Origin of the sequence: Solibacillus faecavium, from assembly GCF_014836905.1 — a bacterium.
Classification (GTDB): Bacteria; Bacillota; Bacilli; order Bacillales_A; family Planococcaceae; genus Solibacillus; species Solibacillus faecavium.
Map to the genome: position 1 here is coordinate 427,174 of NZ_JACSPZ010000003.1, position 16,638 is coordinate 443,811.

At 36.6% G+C, this 16,638-nt stretch carries 17 protein-coding genes; 10 read left to right on the forward strand and 7 right to left on the reverse strand.

Annotated features, from left to right (window positions below; translation table 11 throughout):
- Nucleotides 1-112: 112 nt before the first annotated feature.
- From H9635_RS09055 to H9635_RS09065, 3 genes are all read left to right on the forward strand, one after another.
- Nucleotides 113-1,612 carry a leucyl aminopeptidase gene (locus H9635_RS09055; protein WP_191699858.1) on the forward strand — a complete coding sequence of 500 codons (1,500 nt, stop codon included), beginning with the start codon at nt 113-115 and terminating at the stop codon, nt 1,610-1,612.
- A 120-nt stretch (nt 1,613-1,732) separates the two neighbouring features.
- The gene (locus H9635_RS09060; RefSeq protein WP_191699859.1) at nt 1,733-1,945 is read left to right on the forward strand and encodes a hypothetical protein; all 213 of its coding nucleotides are present in this window, start codon (nt 1,733-1,735) and stop codon (nt 1,943-1,945) included.
- 98 nt (nt 1,946-2,043) lie between these two features.
- Entirely contained in the window at nt 2,044-2,604 is a 561-nt protein-coding gene (locus tag H9635_RS09065) for a YufK family protein (protein ID WP_191699860.1), read from the forward strand.
- Nucleotides 2,605-2,708: 104 nt separating this feature from the next.
- On the opposite strand, the gene H9635_RS09070 is transcribed toward H9635_RS09065, so the two are convergent.
- The gene (locus tag H9635_RS09070; protein ID WP_191699861.1) at nt 2,709-4,559 is read right to left on the reverse strand and encodes a transglycosylase domain-containing protein; all 1,851 of its coding nucleotides are present in this window, start codon (nt 4,557-4,559) and stop codon (nt 2,709-2,711) included.
- Between the two features lie 57 nt (nt 4,560-4,616).
- Complete coding sequence (locus H9635_RS09075) at nt 4,617-5,834, reverse strand: MFS transporter (RefSeq protein ID WP_191699862.1); 1,218 nt, start codon at nt 5,832-5,834, stop codon at nt 4,617-4,619.
- 188 nt (nt 5,835-6,022) lie between these two features.
- Here H9635_RS09075 and H9635_RS09080 point away from each other — a divergent pair, with 188 nt between their 5' ends.
- Both H9635_RS09080 and H9635_RS09085 read left to right on the forward strand, forming a co-directional pair.
- Nucleotides 6,023-6,610 (forward strand): peptidylprolyl isomerase, encoded by a 588-nt coding sequence (locus tag H9635_RS09080; protein ID WP_191699863.1) that lies wholly within the window; start codon nt 6,023-6,025, stop codon nt 6,608-6,610.
- Nucleotides 6,611-6,632: 22 nt separating this feature from the next.
- Nucleotides 6,633-6,878 carry a hypothetical protein gene (locus tag H9635_RS09085; protein WP_318245195.1) on the forward strand — a complete coding sequence of 82 codons (246 nt, stop codon included), beginning with the start codon at nt 6,633-6,635 and terminating at the stop codon, nt 6,876-6,878.
- A 54-nt stretch (nt 6,879-6,932) separates the two neighbouring features.
- On the opposite strand, the gene H9635_RS09090 is transcribed toward H9635_RS09085, so the two are convergent.
- On the reverse strand, nt 6,933-8,108 hold the full coding sequence (locus H9635_RS09090; protein ID WP_191699864.1) for a MalY/PatB family protein: 1,176 nt from the start codon (nt 8,106-8,108) through the stop codon (nt 6,933-6,935).
- Between the two features lie 80 nt (nt 8,109-8,188).
- On the opposite strand from H9635_RS09090, the gene H9635_RS09095 reads away from it, so the two are divergent.
- The gene (locus H9635_RS09095) at nt 8,189-8,449 is read left to right on the forward strand and encodes a DUF1871 family protein (RefSeq protein WP_191699865.1); all 261 of its coding nucleotides are present in this window, start codon (nt 8,189-8,191) and stop codon (nt 8,447-8,449) included.
- Between the two features lie 17 nt (nt 8,450-8,466).
- Here H9635_RS09095 and H9635_RS09100 read toward each other — a convergent pair whose 3' ends face one another.
- Together H9635_RS09100 and H9635_RS09105 are read right to left on the reverse strand one after the other, a co-directional pair.
- A complete protein-coding gene (locus H9635_RS09100; RefSeq protein WP_191699866.1) occupies nt 8,467-8,694 on the reverse strand; it encodes a helix-turn-helix transcriptional regulator in 228 nt (75 codons plus the stop codon).
- A gap of 125 nt (nt 8,695-8,819) precedes the next feature.
- Nucleotides 8,820-10,148: a sodium-dependent transporter gene (locus H9635_RS09105; RefSeq protein WP_191699867.1), complete on the reverse strand. Its 1,329-nt coding sequence runs from the start codon at nt 10,146-10,148 to the stop codon at nt 8,820-8,822.
- 246 nt (nt 10,149-10,394) lie between these two features.
- Between H9635_RS09105 and yugI the strand changes: the two genes are divergently transcribed.
- From yugI to H9635_RS09120, 3 genes are all read left to right on the forward strand, one after another.
- Nucleotides 10,395-10,769, forward strand: a complete 375-nt coding sequence (yugI, locus tag H9635_RS09110; RefSeq protein ID WP_191699868.1) for a S1 domain-containing post-transcriptional regulator GSP13 — start codon at nt 10,395-10,397, stop codon at nt 10,767-10,769.
- 227 nt (nt 10,770-10,996) lie between these two features.
- A complete protein-coding gene (locus H9635_RS09115; protein ID WP_191699869.1) occupies nt 10,997-12,241 on the forward strand; it encodes a Glu/Leu/Phe/Val family dehydrogenase in 1,245 nt (414 codons plus the stop codon).
- A 68-nt stretch (nt 12,242-12,309) separates the two neighbouring features.
- Nucleotides 12,310-13,473 carry an iron-containing alcohol dehydrogenase gene (locus H9635_RS09120; RefSeq protein ID WP_191699870.1) on the forward strand — a complete coding sequence of 388 codons (1,164 nt, stop codon included), beginning with the start codon at nt 12,310-12,312 and terminating at the stop codon, nt 13,471-13,473.
- 60 nt (nt 13,474-13,533) lie between these two features.
- On the opposite strand, the gene H9635_RS09125 is transcribed toward H9635_RS09120, so the two are convergent.
- Both H9635_RS09125 and H9635_RS09130 read right to left on the reverse strand, forming a co-directional pair.
- The gene (locus H9635_RS09125) at nt 13,534-14,523 is read right to left on the reverse strand and encodes a cation diffusion facilitator family transporter (protein ID WP_191699871.1); all 990 of its coding nucleotides are present in this window, start codon (nt 14,521-14,523) and stop codon (nt 13,534-13,536) included.
- 14 nt (nt 14,524-14,537) lie between these two features.
- Nucleotides 14,538-15,257: an MgtC/SapB family protein gene (locus H9635_RS09130; protein WP_191699872.1), complete on the reverse strand. Its 720-nt coding sequence runs from the start codon at nt 15,255-15,257 to the stop codon at nt 14,538-14,540.
- A 124-nt stretch (nt 15,258-15,381) separates the two neighbouring features.
- On the opposite strand from H9635_RS09130, the gene H9635_RS09135 reads away from it, so the two are divergent.
- A complete protein-coding gene (locus tag H9635_RS09135) occupies nt 15,382-16,272 on the forward strand; it encodes a DMT family transporter (protein WP_191699873.1) in 891 nt (296 codons plus the stop codon).
- The last annotated feature ends 366 nt before the right edge of the window (nt 16,273-16,638 follow it).

Genomic DNA, 16,638 nt, shown 5'->3' on the forward strand with positions numbered 1-16,638 from the left:
CTATGTTGGATTAAAATTAAACTCACAGAAAAATAAATAAATTGTTTCTTTCGTTACCCGAATTAACTGATTTTGTATATAATAAAACTATACATTAGGAGGTTTTAAAAATATGAATATTGAAGTGATGGAAAAAACATTTGAAACACAAACTTCGGAAACATTAATTATCGGTGTTCAAAAGCACCGTGAGCAAATGAAAAATTGGTCATCTTTTAGTGATTTCTTTGGAGAGACAATTGATACATGGCTTCATACTGGAGAAATTTCAACAGAGTCTAAAACAATTACGAAATTGCCGTTTTCAGGAAACCATTCATCACTTAAGCGTATTTATTTTGTTGGTCTAGGTGAGCGTAAACATATGACAGCAGATGAACTACGTGAAGCATTTGCAACAGTAGGTAAAGAATTAAAGAATGCAAAAGTAAGTGATGTTGCAATTTGGGTAGAGTCATTTACTACGGATCAATTAGAAGAAACAGAAGTCGCATATTTAGCTGGAGAAGGGTTAAATTTAGGCTACTATTCAACACTAAGCTATAAAACATCTTCAAATGAACCAAACACATACTTAGATCAGGTTCAATTTGTAACAGAGGCCAAGATAGAAGATGTTGTAGAAAACTTCGAAGTTGGAAAAGTATATGCAGCTGCTGTAAATGAAGCGCGTACTTTGATTAACTTACCGCCGAATTTACTTACAGCAACAGATTTAGCTGATTATGCAACAGAGCTTGCTAATATTTATGATTTAGAAGTGGAAATTTTAAATAAAGCACAGCTTGAGGAATTAGGTATGGGCGGTATTTTATCTGTCAACAAAGGTTCTGTAGAAGAGCCGCGTTTAATCACGATTAAATACCAGGGCAAACCAGAGTGGGAAGACGTGATTGGTTTTGTCGGCAAAGGTGTTACATACGACACGGGCGGTTATTCTTTAAAACCTCGTGATGGTATGGTTGGTATGAAAGGTGATATGGGTGGTGCTGCAGCAGTACTTGGTGCGATGCGCATTATTGGTGAAACACGGCCAAAGCAAAATGTAGTGGCAGTAATTGGCTCTACAGATAATATGGTGTCTGGAGAAGCCTTTAAACCTGATGATGTAATTACAATGTACAATGGGAAAACGGTTGAAGTACTTAATACAGATGCTGAAGGTCGTTTAGTACTGGCAGATGCCATGACATATGCTAAACAGCAAGGTGCCAACTACTTAATCGATGTTGCAACTTTAACAGGCGGAGTAATTGTTGCACTTGGAAAAGATAAAACTGGTGCTTTAACAAATAACGAGGAATTTTTCGAAGAGTTTATGGAGGCGGCGATTGAAACAGGCGAGTTTGTTTGGCGTTTACCATTAACAGAAAGCGATAAAAAGCGTATTCGAAAGTCAGAAGTCGCGGATTTAAACAACTCACCAGGTCGTGATGGACATATGATTTTTGGTGGCGGCTTTGTTGGAGAATTTGCTGAAGGAACGCCATGGATTCACCTTGATATCGCAGGTACATCGGATGCAGGTGCACCACATGCTTTAGGGCCAAAAGGTGGAACAGGAGTCATGGTGCGTACATTAGCAACATTAGTAGAGCTACGCGATAATTAATATATTTGAGAAGATGTCTTGTAAGTATAAAACTTATGGGACATCTTTTTATTTTTAGGCAATTGACCAATGGCTCTATAAATTATGAATACACTATTTATAAGGGAGGAGGACATAAACATGGTTAATCGTAACCCATATTTTAATTCAGGGTTTGTATATCCATTTGGTGTTCCGTTTTTAGGTAGTTTTCTAGGAGGCTTTTTAGGGGGGTCACTTAATAACAATTACTCACCTAATTACCCACCATACGGGCCGTATCCACCAAATTATCCGCCGAATTACTACTATCCACCTTATAATTACCCACCATACCGACGACGTTATTGGTAAATAGGAGATAATTATAGGTAAAGACATACTTGCTCGTAACAGTATTGTTAGCTATGATGTAAGAATGAAATATTACGATTTTTGAGGGAAATGAATTTATGAAAAACCCATATTTATATGGATACTTACCATTAATAACAATCATTTTATTTAGTTTTTCATTCAGTATGTTTGCTATATCTGAATCTTTACAATTACTTCACGCAGTTGGTGTATACAACGGTATGCGTGAGTTTTTATCGGATTTAGAATTGCGTTTCGTACTACTAATAGTATTTGCATTATTATTTTTTATGCTATTTTCAGCATTGAAGCTTATTGGTGAAACGATTCATGAGCTTGGAATGTTATTTTTCTCAAAAGATAAAGAGGGGCAAACAATTCATGCAGCGCGTGGAGGATATGTTATCTTCTTTTTCGGAGCATTTACTTCTATCATCGGATTTCAATCGTTACTTATTTTAGTCATTGTTTTTTTAATAACAGTATTTTGTTATTTTATTTACAATGTCTATAAAGTGAGTCAGTATATGTCCATTACAGGTGTGATTGGGTTAATTTTCTTTGAAATAATTACTTGGTCAATAGTAGTGGTGTTAGTCATCTATGCGATTGTGAAGCTTTACAATGGAATACTTGCGGGCTTGCCATTTGCATAAAATAAAAAAAGCTTGTTAACATTTTAGCGGGGGAGGTGCGCTATACATTAGTTAACAAGCTTTTTTATTATGTTTGGCTATGTAGTTTTGCGGTTACTACATACTTAATCTGTTATTGCATTAAATATAGAAAAGTGAATTTTTGAACTTTCAATTGACTCCATTGAGCGAGGTCTATCATAGCCGACCCAAATAGCCGTTGTATAATCATTCGTTAGCCCTGCTATCCAGTAATCTTTAAATGCATTTGTCGTACCTGTTTTTGCCCCGATATACTCTGAAGAACTATAAAGACCTCGTGCAGTACCACTTGTTACAGTCGCATTTAATAAATCACGCATCGTTTTAGTCGTTGTTGCAGACCAAATTTCCTCACGATCACGAGACCAGCTATATAGCACGTTTCCTGTTAAGTCTGTTACTTTTCGGATACTGCGTACAGGCGAGTAGAAGCCATCGATAAAACTAGAATAGGCATCGGCCATTTCAAGTGATGTTACCCCATAAGTTAATCCACCCAATGCCGCAGCAAAAGTCCGATCTTTATCCACTATTGATTGAAAGCCGAATTGATCTATATAAGAAAAAGCTGTATCGACTCCAACCGTATTAAAAATTCGGAGTGCACTTGTGTTAATACTATTTTTGAAAGCTGTTTCAACAGTTACATTGTTATACCAAATACGGCCGTAATTTTCTGGACAAAAGTTGCCAATACAATAAGGACCACCATTTATACTCGAATATTTCGTACCAGTAGTCGTTTCAAAATAAGGTGCAAATACACTAATCGGTTTAAATGCAGAGCCTGGCTGTCTAGGTGCTTGGTAAGCGCGGTGTAAATCGTGCTTTTTATAATCTTTGCCTCCAAAAATACTGATAACTTCCCGTGTTTCGTTGTCAATAACAGTGGCACTTGCCTGTAAATCGGAATTAGGTAAAATCCGATTGATAGCAATTTCATCTTGACGCTGTTTTTCCGGTTGAAGTGCTGTATATACGTTAATACCTTGACGTAAAATTAAATCAATTTTCTTTTGAAGCTCTAATTGCAAGATTTCCTTCTCCATTTTATCCGAAGTCTTGTCAATAAGTTCACGATAGCCAGTTTGATCAGCGATAAGCCATTTGAGCTCCTGCAAAACGAATGTGCTGTAACTAGGATACTGTTGTGTCTTTTGTTTTACTTCCAATTGGATGCTTTCTTCTTTATAGGCAATCGCTTCTGTTGCAGTAATAGCACCATGCTCCATGAGCTTATCGATTAATCTTTCTTGGCGATTTTTTGTGTTTTCAAAATGTTGAATAGGATCGTATAAGGTCGGGCTATTAGGGATTGCTGCGATAAAGGCAATCTCAGCAACCGAAAGCTTCGTTAATGGGCGATTAAAATAATAGGTTGCTGCAGCTCCAATACCATAAACTTGATTGCTAAAATACATTTCATTTAAATACATTTCAAAAATCTCATCTTTTGAATAAGTCTTTTCTATTTCATAGGCATAAAAAAGCTCCATTAATTTACGTTCGTACGTTTTGTCTGTAGACAAATAGCGCATTCTTACTAACTGTTGCGTAATGGTAGAACCACCCTGCTGAATGGACTGTTCGGACGTATTAGCTATAAAAGCCCGAGCAATGGCACTTACGTCAAAACCAATATGATTGTAAAAGTTTTCATCTTCACTATATATGAATAGCTGTTTCACTATTTCAGGTATTTCATTTAAGGGAAGGGGTTGTGACCATTCTATATATTCTTCGCTGAAAATCACCTTATTTGCATCATATAAATTGACGGGAAAGGTTGAGACAACTTCAGGAAGCTCAATGGACTCCGCAATTTGTTGTTCATATTGCTTAGCTTCTCCTATTTCGACCCATACTTCACTACCAATTAATAGGAGTAAGGGGATGCTACATAAAATGACTATGTAGCCGAATATTTGTTTCATCTTTTAATCGGCCCCCATATGTTGTTTTCTAAAAAAGAATACCATATTCATATGGATCTAAGCATGTTTTTTTAAGAGCTCCTTCATATTTTGCTCAGGGAGCTTCTTTAAAATGGACATGACAATAAATGCGATTAAAAATAATAAGCTAGTCGAATAGAATACCGAATGGATACCACCGATACTAGCAACTACTCCACCTAGTACTGGTCCTAATATATTGCCAAGGAAACGGAAGCTTTGGTTATAGCCCATAATTTCCCCTTGAACCTCAACCGGAGCTTCCCTACGAATAAGGGCAGAAGTGATTGGAATAAGCCCACCCGAAACAATTCCGAATAAAAAGCGCAATCCAATTAACTGCCATAACTCTGTTACAAATGCTTGGGGAATGATGATAATTACAGCAACGATTAATAAATAAGATAATATTCTTTCATAGCCGTAATGGTCACTCAATTTCCCCCAAAACCTGGCAAAGCATATGTTTCCGAGTCCTGCAGCACTAAAAGTAATTCCCGCAAGCAATGCGACTTCCTGCGAAGGGGTAAGTTCTGAAACATATAGCGACAGCAAAGGTTGAATACTGAAATTTCCGATTTGGATTAATGTCGTTACAAGCATGACATTTATAATTAATCGATGATGGAAAATCGCCCAAATAACATTCTTGCTGGCGTAAATTGCATTTTTCGTTTTCCGTATAATAGTCGGTTCGTGAATACCTACTATAATAATTATTGCCGCAATTCCAATAGCAACTGCAGTAATAATAAATGTATATTTAAAACCGAATGTATCGGCCATTACTCCACCTAAAACAGGACCAAACAATGTCCCACCGACGCTGCCCATTTGCAGAGTACCTAATGTTTTTCCAGCCACTTCTTTTGGCGTATGTCTACTTATAAAGGCGATAGAGGTTGGAATAAAACCAGTGACGACACCCATAGCTAATCTTAATACGAAAAACTGCTCAACATTTTGGACGTAACCCATTAAAAAAATACTTGTTGCTACACCTATGCAGTTAATAATCATAATTGGTTTGTATCCGTATTTGTCAGCTATTCTTCCCCATATAGGAGACATTAAAAATGCTGTAACAAATGTCGCAGCAAAGATTAAACCAGCCCAGGTTTGAACATAGTCGTCTGAAAAATCCCCTAACGTATCAATATACAAAGACAAAAACGGCATAATCATCGTAGCGGCCGCTGCAACTATAAAGTTTGCTACTAAAATGATGATGAAATTATGTCTCATATTTTTCAAATTAATCACATTCTTCCATAATATTTGTAATATAGTATAACTTATTTCGGAATACGAAGGAAGTCCCTCGCATGTTATTAGCTTAAAATAACAGAGTTATGGTAAACTGAAACTTGGTAGAAAAGGGGAAGTTCGGTTCTATTACCTATACCCAACCATTCCATATTTTATTTAAAGGAGAGACAAAAATGTTTCCACAATTAACGAAAGAATTAAATCCAGGCGAAGTAATGGTAGAAATGAAAACAACGATGGGCTCAATCAAAATTAAATTATTCCCGGAGCACGCACCAAAAACAGTTGAAAACTTTTTAGGTCACGCGAAATCAGGTTATTATAACGGTATTATTTTCCACCGTGTCATTCCAAAGTTCATGATTCAAGGTGGCGACCCTACTGGTACAGGTATGGGCGGAGAGTCAATTTGGGGCGGTACATTCGAAGATGAGTGTGTACCTGAATTATTAAATATCCGTGGTGCTTTATCTATGGCCAATGCTGGTCCAGGCACAAACGGTTCTCAATTCTTCATCGTACAAGCACCACAAGTGGAAGTATCTATGCTAAAACAAATGGAAGTACGCGGTTGGTCGAAGGAAGATGTAGAAGTATACAAGAAAAACGGTGGTACGCCATGGTTGGATGGTAAACATACTGTATTCGGACAAGTAGTGGAAGGCATGGATGTTGTTGACAATATTACGAACGTTGACCGAAATATGCACGATAAACCAAAAGAAGATGTTAAGATTGAGTCAATCACTGTAATTGACTAATTTTTAAAGGAAGTGTGAGCACGTGAACCAATTTTTAATGAATTTCTCTGGTGGCTTTTTATATTTCCCGGAAGACAAATCACTTTATCTTCCTGCTGCAATTGAATTCGCGATTTTACTGATTATTGTTTTTGCTACATTCCGTTTTATTCGTCGTATCGCTGCTCGCCAAGCTGCACAAGCAAAAGTTTTAGAAGAACGCGCATTAAAGGAACGTAATGAGCGTATGGCTAAAGAACAGGCATTGGAACAGTTACAAAAACAATAATCGAAATGTAGAAGGGGCTATCCGAAAAGAATTTTCCGGATAGCCCCTTTTTTGCTATTTAAATGTTTGCAAAGTTTTTTTAATGCCTTCAACGCCAACTTTTAACGTATCAAATGGACATGCAACATTGATTCGTAAAAAGCCTCGACCAGCTTCCGTGTATTTCGTACCGGGATCTAGAGCAACTTGTCCGATTGTTAGAAGTCGATTCATTATTTCTTTTTCCTCAATGCCAGTTGCGCGGTAGTCGATCCACATTAAATAGGTTGCATCAGGAATTTTTACATTAATTCCTTCAATTGCATTTAATTCTTTTGCAACATATTCCATATTATTTTTTAAGTATAAAAGCAATTCATCTAACCATTGGCCACCATCATTATAGACAGCTTTTACAGCGGTGCTTGCAAAAGTATTTAAGCCAAGATTTCCATGTGCCTGTGAATTTTTTCCGAGAGCTGTAAATAACTCTTTATTTGGCGCAACAATCATTGCAGCATGAATACCAGCTATATTAAATGTTTTAGTAGGCGCAATACAAGTAATGATTTTTGCTTCAGCAGCATTTGGCAATGTAAAAATAGGTGTATAGGCTTTTTGGATTAAAATGTCTGCATGAATTTCATCGGATAATAAATACACATCATATTGAATACATAAAGCGACAAGCTGTTCAAGTTCTTTACGCTCCCAAACAATCCCTGCTGGATTATGGGGATTACATAAAATAAACATTTTAACACCAGTACGGAAAACTTCTTCTAGTGTTTCAAAATTAATTGTGTAAATGCCACTTTCTTCTGTTAAGTCGCAAGTCACGACTTCCCGCATCTGGTCTTTAGGGACATTGAAGAATGGGGGATATGCCGGAGTAGACATGGCGATTTTGTCTCCAACTTCTGTGAATGTCTCGATTATCGTAGCAATTGCTGGTACTACACCAGGTTGGAATAGGATGGTAGATGGATCAATGTTCCACTGATGACGTGTTTCATACCATTTAACGATTGCATCCTTTACTTCATCACTCGCAAATGTATAGCCAAATATAGGATGCTCCAATCTTTCTTTTATAGCCTGAGTCATAGCAGGGGGAGGGGGAAAGTCCATATCAGCTACCCACATTGGTAAAATATTCGAAGTATCCTCTAAATTGTATACTGCACTCATCATATCCCATTTAATTGAATCGGAATTACGGCGAGCGTGAATTTCGTTAAAAATAGACATTATAATCCTCTTTTCTATAGAAATTATTTTTACTTATGTTATTATACTAACTATTATAAGAGAGTAATAGGGTGAGGGAAATGGATAATATTGAAATGAATCAAAAGTGTGTTCATATATTACAAAATTGGGATCCATTCGGATTTGGTATTCATAGCTATGATACGGAGACAGCCGATGTTGTAGCCGCATTACAAGGGATAGATGATCCAACAGAGCTAGGGAAAGTAATTCAGAAAGTTTATGAGTATTCATTTGAACAATGGATTCCTTTTGAACGCTGTGTAGCTATTGCGTATAAATTACTTGCGGTAAAATTTGAAGCCAAATGCATCATTTAAAAAAAAGCGAGCGACCTTTAACTAAGGCCGCTCGCTTTTATATTTAAGCCATCCATTAAATTTGACACTGGTACTTCCAAAATCGTCGATAATAATAATATTGTTTGCGTCGAAGGGATCTGGTCACCTTTTTCATAGGCTGTCAGCTTTTCAATGCCTACTTGTGTCTTTTTTGAAAGGTCTTCAATGGATAAGCTTTTTTCTAGACGCAATATTTTTAACTGTTCATGAAGCTTTAATTTCACTTGGTGCACATCCTTCCAATATATTCTTTTTACTTATTATAATATGTAGAACTATTTATGAAATCCCCTGTTTATGACAAAAATAAAAACTTGTTCAAAATTTCAATTTGAACAAGTTTTTAAAATTAACTAAAGAACACTTTATTAATAAAGATGGCTACGATGGATATTGGTGCTAAATAGCGTACGATGAATAGCCAAACATTATATAAAATTGGCGATGCCTGAATTTCCTCACGTGAAATTTTCTTAGAATAATGGTATCCGGCAAAAATTGAAGTTAAAAGGGCACCAATTGGCATTAGTATTGCACTTGTTACATAATCCACAAAGTCAAAAATAGAACGATCAAAAATTGAAACGTCCGACAAAATACCAAATGATAAAGCACTTGGAATACCAACGATAAAAATAATGGCAGCTAATAACGAAGATGCCTTTTTACGTTGTGCAGTTTTTTCACGTATGCCAATAGAAACAACTACTTCTAATAAGGCAATGGAAGAAGTGACAGTGGCAAAGAGCAATAAGATGAAAAAGACAAGCAGTAAAAAACTACCGAACGGCAATTGCTCAAACACTGCAGGAATCATAATGAAGACTAATCCAGGACCTTCTGTAGGAGAAAAGCCAAGTGCAAAAACGGCTGGGAAAATTACAAGACCCGCCAATAATGATATCGCAATGTTCAATGTAGCAACATTTATAGCCGAAGTTACAATTTTCTCTTTTCTGGATAGATAAGAGGCATAAGTAATCATCGCGGCAACGCCAATACTTAGTGAAAAGAAGGCCTGTCCTAAAGCTAAAATCAATGTCTCTCCATTTAAATAGGACCAATCAGGAATAAACATGAATTTTACACCTTCAAAGGCACCTTCTAATGTAATCGAACGGATAAACAGCAAGATGAAAAAAATGAACAATATCGGCATCATCCATTTACTCGCCGATTCGATTCCATTTTTAATGCCGGCTTGGACGATAACTAAAGTCAAAATCATAAAGCATGCCTGTGCAAATAGGACTTCCATTGGATTTGAAATAATATCCGTAAATAATGCGCCAAAGTCATTCCCTTGACCGGTAAGGGAAAATGTAGTTGCTCTGACAATATAGCTCAATATCCAACCACCAACGACACTATAAAACGATAGGATGAGTCCACAAGCAACTAGCCCGATCCATCCAATCATAAACCAAGGCTTTCCCGGTGCCTGTTCTTTAAAAGAGGTAATCGGATCTTTTTGACCTCTTCGTCCAATCATAAACTCAGCAATTAAAATCGGTAACCCGATTAAAATTGTACATAATACGAATAATAAAATAAAAACACTACCACCATTTGTTCCCGCCATATAAGGGAACTTCCATATTGCTCCAAGACCGATTGCGCTACCTGCAGCAGCTAATATAAATCCAATCTTAGATGTAAATTGATCTCTAGATGACAAAAGACAACCTCCTCATGTGTATGCAAATAAACATTTTACAATAATATTCGCAAATTTTGCAAAAAAGATTTAGTGAAATGATAAATTTCATGCAACAAATAATAAAATAATTTTATTTATTGGTTTTTTATTATAATTATTGATAGAAAAACGCTAGATTAATACGATTCTTTGTTACTGTAAGCTTCATATGTTATAATTTAACATGACATTTACGTATATACGAAAAGAAGGTAGGAACAAAGTATGGCAAAAAAAATTGAAGTGGGTGACGTGTTAACCGGTAAAGTAACAGGAATACAACCATACGGAGCTTTTGTTGCTTTAGATGAATTTACGCAAGGGCTTGTGCATATTTCTGAAATCACATATGGTTTTGTGAAAGATGTAAGTGAATTTTTATCCGTTGGTGATGAAATACAAGTAAAGGTTTTAGATGTAGATACAGATCAAAAAAAAATAAGCTTATCTATTCGTGAACTTCAAGAAGTGCCCTTTCATCGGAAAAGGGATATGCAACCTCGCCGTTCTTTACAAGATCGGGTAGATGAAGTAGATGCAGATGGTTTTCAAATTTTAAAGGAAAAATTAAAGGACTGGATTGAACAATCCGGACATTAAACAGCACACCTCGTTATATAAATAGATAATGAGGTGTGTTTTTATTTGAGGAAAATAGGTTAACTAAGTATAAACATGGTTTAAAAAGTACTTTTTTTCATAAATTATTATAGAAATAATAAAAGTCCATAAAATGTGACGAAATATTTAACAAACTCTGAATGAAGTATGTTACAATGTTGGCGGAAAGACACAAATACAATAATTTTAAAGAGGCGAATAATATAATGGCTGAAAATTTAAACTTATTCACATCTACTCAAGAAGTAATTCATGAGGCATTAAATAAACTAGGCTATGATGAGGCAATGTATGAATTACTAAAGGAACCTGTCCGTATGTTAACAGTAAGAATTCCTGTGAAAATGGACGATGGTACGACTAAAGTATTCACTGGTTACCGTGCACAACATAATGATGCAGTTGGTCCTACAAAGGGCGGAGTACGTTTCCACCCGATGGTTTCGGAGGAAGAAGTGAAAGCGCTTTCTATGTGGATGACATTGAAATGTGGAATTGTCGACCTTCCTTATGGTGGAGGTAAAGGTGGCGTTATTTGCGATCCTCGTGAAATGTCAATGGGGGAAATCGAACGCTTGAGTCGTGGTTATGTACGTGCCATTAGCCAAGTAGTAGGTCCTACTAAAGACATTCCAGCTCCAGACGTTTTTACAAATGCTCAAATTATGGCTTGGATGATGGATGAGTATAGCCGTATGGATGAATTTAACTCGCCAGGATTTATTACAGGTAAACCAATTGTTCTTGGAGGCTCACAAGGGCGCGATCGCGCGACTGCTGAAGGTGTAACGATTGTAATCGAGGAAGCAGCAAAAAAACGCGGGATTGAAATTAAAGGTGCACGTGTTGTTATTCAAGGCTTCGGGAATGCTGGGAGTTTCTTAGCGAAATTCATGAGCGATTTAGGGGCAAAGGTAATCGGAATTTCAGATGCTCACGGTGCATTACATGATCCTAATGGTTTGGATATTGACTATTTATTGGACCGACGTGATTCGTTCGGTACTGTAACAACACTATTTGAGAACACTATTTCAAATAAGGAACTATTGGAATTAGACTGCGATATTTTAGTGCCGGCTGCAATTGAAAATCAAATTACAGCAGACAATGCACATAATATTAAAGCGAACATCGTTGTAGAAGCGGCAAATGGTCCAACGACTGCAGAAGCTACTAAGATTTTAACAGACCGTGGCATCCTGCTAGTTCCAGATGTATTAGCCTCTGCTGGCGGTGTAACAGTATCCTACTTTGAATGGGTTCAAAATAATATGGGTTATTATTGGACTGAAGAAGAGGTCCGTGAGAAATTATATGCAAAAATGGTTACAGCGTTTGATAATGTATATACAACAGCTCAAAACCGCAATATTAATATGCGTTTAGCGGCCTACATGGTAGGGGTACGCCGTACTGCCGAGGCTTCTCGCTTCCGTGGATGGGTATAATCGTTATAAAATTAAGTCTCACTCCCAATGTGGAGTGAGGCTTTTTTCAAAAACAGGGGGAATTATTGGTGAACAACTTTTCATTTTACAATCCGGTAAAAATACACTTTGGTGAGGGAAGTATCGAAAACTTACGTATGGAACTTCCACAATACGGGAAAAACATTTTAATTGTATATGGCGGCGGAAGTATTAAAACTAATGGTGTTTACGATTCAATCATGTCAATTTTGAATGATTTGGATATGAATGTATTTGAACTATCAGGTGTTGAACCGAATCCACGTGTAGAAACGGCAAGAAAAGGAATTGAAATTTGTAAGCAACATAATGTTGATATCGTTTTGGCAGTAGGTGGCGGTTCGGTTATTGACTGCTCGAAATTAATTGCGGCAGGAGCCAAAGTCGAAGAAGATGCATGGGATATTGTAACGAAGAAAGTATTGGCATTGGAAGCATTACCTTTGGCAACTGTTTTAACGTTAGCGGCAACAGCATCAGAAATGAATTCAGGATCGGTTATTACTAATTTGGAGACAAAAGAAAAGTACGGATGGGGCAGCCCTGCTGTGTTCCCTAAGTTTTCGATTTTAGATCCTTCCTATACATTTACGGTGCCAGCAAATCAAACAGTAAATGGTGTTGTGGATACGATGTCACATATCCTTGAGCAATATTTTAACAATGCGACAAACACACCGATTACAGATGAAATGAGTGAAGGGATTTTACGTACCTTAATTGATGTTGCTCCTAAAGCTTTAGAGGATCCATTCAATTATGAACACCGTGAAACATTGATGCTTGCAGGAACGATTGGCTTAAATGGCTTCTTATCACTAGGTTCGCGTGGTGACTGGGCGACACATAATATTGAACATGCTGTTTCAGCTTATTATGATATCGCGCATGCAAGTGGCTTAGCGATAATTTTCCCTAATTGGATGAAACATAATTTACACGTCAATCCCGCACGATTTGCAAAGTTGGCTATCAACGTATTCAATATTGATGCAACAGGTAAAACTGATGAGCAGGTTGCGTTGGAAGGAATCGAGGCATTATCAGCATTTTGGACATCTATTGGTGCACCAAACCGCTTAGCTGATTTTGAGATCGATGCAAGTCATGTTGAAGGAATGGTTGAGCATTGCCTAGTATATGGTCCATTCGGAAACTTCAATAAGCTTGAAGCAGAGGACGTTCGAAAAATTCTGGAAATGTCTTTATAACAATATAAAAGGGAAGCTGGTCTGCTTTTGGACCAGCTTCCCTTTAATTATGATGATTAATTAAATCATCCCTTTTTCCGTTTCGGGCTTTGTGACAGTATGTTTCCATGCACGTTCTCCATCATCTTCATCGAAGGCCATTGTCACCTTTGTAACACCTTTTTGATTTAATAGCAGGGTAGTTAAATAATCACGTACATCATCTAAATATGCGAGCGATAGACTAGGGTCTGTTTCCGCAATTAATTCCACATGCAAAAATTCACCCTCTTTTATTACTTCCAGTCGTGCAATATCCTTTACGTGAGGATCTTCCATTACTAAGTTACCGATATGAACAAGCATTTCCTCATCTGTTTCACCGATAGCTCCACGTGCATTATCCAAAAATACACGACCTACTACATAAAACATCATTAAACCAATGATAATAGATACAATTCCCTCTAATCGGTAGAAGTCTGTAAAGTAGGCGATGACAATAGCTGAAAAAGCAAGAAGGTTTCCTGATGTTGCCACTAAGTCTTCCATCCAAACAAGCTTTGTAGCAGGCTTTGCACGTTTCAAATACTTAGCAGACTGAATGATTGCAATCCCTTTACGCTCTACCCCAACTTCATGCAATACTTCTTTTGCGGCCTTGTTTAAAACGAATAATTCCAATACGAACCCGATTGTTAATACACCAAGTGCAATAGCTACGCCTGAAGATTCTGTAGCAGGATGCATGAAGTGATGCCAACCTTCTTTAATGGTCTCATAAGAAAGAATAGCAACAATTAAAACAGCTCCTAAGCACACTAAGTTAACAATACGCCCGTATCCGTTGGGGAATCTTGGAGTTGGAGCTTTTTTCGACAGCGCGGAACCGATAAATACGAAAAATTGGTTTGCAGCATCCCCAAATGAGTGCATCATTTCTGCGAACATGGCGACATTGCCAGTGAAGAAGAACGCAACCCCTTTTATAATGCCTAAAAATGAATTGACAAAAGCGGCGATTAAGGATGGCTTATTACCACCTTTTATTAACTTAAATAATTCTCCCATGCGTTTTCCTCCATTTAATCTAAGTATTCAATTTTAATATTTTGAACAAATTTAAGCTTTCTTAGTCGGTTATATAACTCAATTGTATGATTTGTTTCAATAGTTGAAAATCTAATATCAATTTCGTGCAATATTTTTTCGGTGTTAGATACATCTCGAATGCTTACATTTTCAACGTACATATCATATTTCTTCATATACTCCATCAAATCATTTATATTATCTGCCTGTTCGGTAATAACCATTAATGAAACTTCCCGCATCCTTAATCTTTTAGGCCCGAATTTCATAAGTAAAGGGGCGAGAAGCTCGATTCCTAATACGACGATCATTACTGTAATAAAGGCTTCAATATAAAAGTTTGCACCAACAGCAATACCAATCGCTGCCGCACCCCAAATCATAGCTGCTGTTGTAAGACCTGTAATACTATCATTACCCTTACGTAAAATAACACCTGCCCCTAAAAAACCTATCCCGCTAACAATTTGAGCAGCTAATCGGAGAGGATCCATTGTAATGTTGATGTCATCTCGTGCAGGTGTTGAATAGGCAGTTTCGATTGATATAATTGTTAGTAAGCAGCTAAATGTAGCAATAACTAAACTTGTCTTTAAACCGACTGGCTTCTTTTTTAATTCCCTCTCTATTCCAATAATTAAACTTAGTGTTGCCGCAATTGATAATTTTAATAAAACTTCTATAGTAAAATTATCAGTACTTAACCATTCCATGACGCGTTTATCTCCTTTCTATAGAATAGATCGAAAAAAGATCATTTATGAGGTATAGTTTGTAAGGTTAGTTATCGTAAAAATATCGGATGCTAAACTATTTATATAGAAAGAAGGCATGTTTGTGGAAAGACCACCAATTCATCCGTATATCCCAATTATGATAGGTGTAATTTCTGTTTCCCTTTCTGCAATCTTTGTAAAACTGGCTAGTGCAGACTCGGGTGTTATTGCATTTTATCGTATGTTGTTTTCAATCATAATTATGCTACCGTGGTTTTTAATGAAATATAGCCACGAAATCAAAATGCTAACAAAACGGGATTGGTTCTTTTCTTCGATAGCAGGAATTTTTTTAGCATTTCATTTTATCTTATGGTTTGAGTCACTAAACTACACTTCCGTTGCAAGCTCTACTGTTTTGGTTACAATGCAGCCTTTGTTCGCTTTTATCGGAACCTACCTATTTTTTAAAGAGAAGATTACATTAAAGACGCTTGTGGCAGGTGCTATAGCAATTTTAGGAAGTGTTCTGATTAGTTGGGGAGACTTCCGAATTAGCGGTTCAGCACTTTATGGTGATATTTTAGCTTTAATTGCTTGTGCATTAGTAACCGGATATTTATTGTTTGGTCAAGATGTTAGAAAGAGACTGTCACTTGTAACTTATACAATGGTCGTGTATTCAGTAAGTACGATTACATTATTCTTTTATATTATTGTAAAAGGAGAATCATTCGGTCCTTACCCGGCGATTGATTGGATGTGGTTTTTATTGTTGGCGATTATTCCTAATTTATTAGGGCATAATCTTTTTAACTGGTCATTAAAGTGGGTGAGTACGAACGTGATTTCTATTGCGATTTTGTTTGAACCTGTTGGAGCAGCAATATTGGCACTATTTATCTTTAATGAGTATTTGACAGCCTATCAATTAGTGGGTGGTTTAATCGTAATATTGGGCATAATGTTATTTGTTGTTGATGTGAAAAAGATTTTTAGAAAAAAAGCTTGATTTTATACATCCTTTTAAGGTATATTATTAATTGTCCTTAAGAGGATGGTTACTTCAAAAGTATTTCACAATAATTATTGACTTCGGATTTTAAATGAAATATAATAATTCGAGTCGGTGAGTTACTGAGAAATATATTATAAATGTTATTGACATAATAACTTTAAGATGGTAATCTTGAGAAGTTCCTTTTCGGAGCTATATGAACCTTGAAAACTGAACAAGCAACGTTAATGAAACAAGCTTCTTAAATGAAGCAAACAATAGATTTCAACTTTTAATTAAGTTGAATCGCTAGCAAAGCAAATGAGCTTTCAAACTACTTTTATGGAGAGTTTGATCCTGGCTCAGGACGAACGCTGGCGG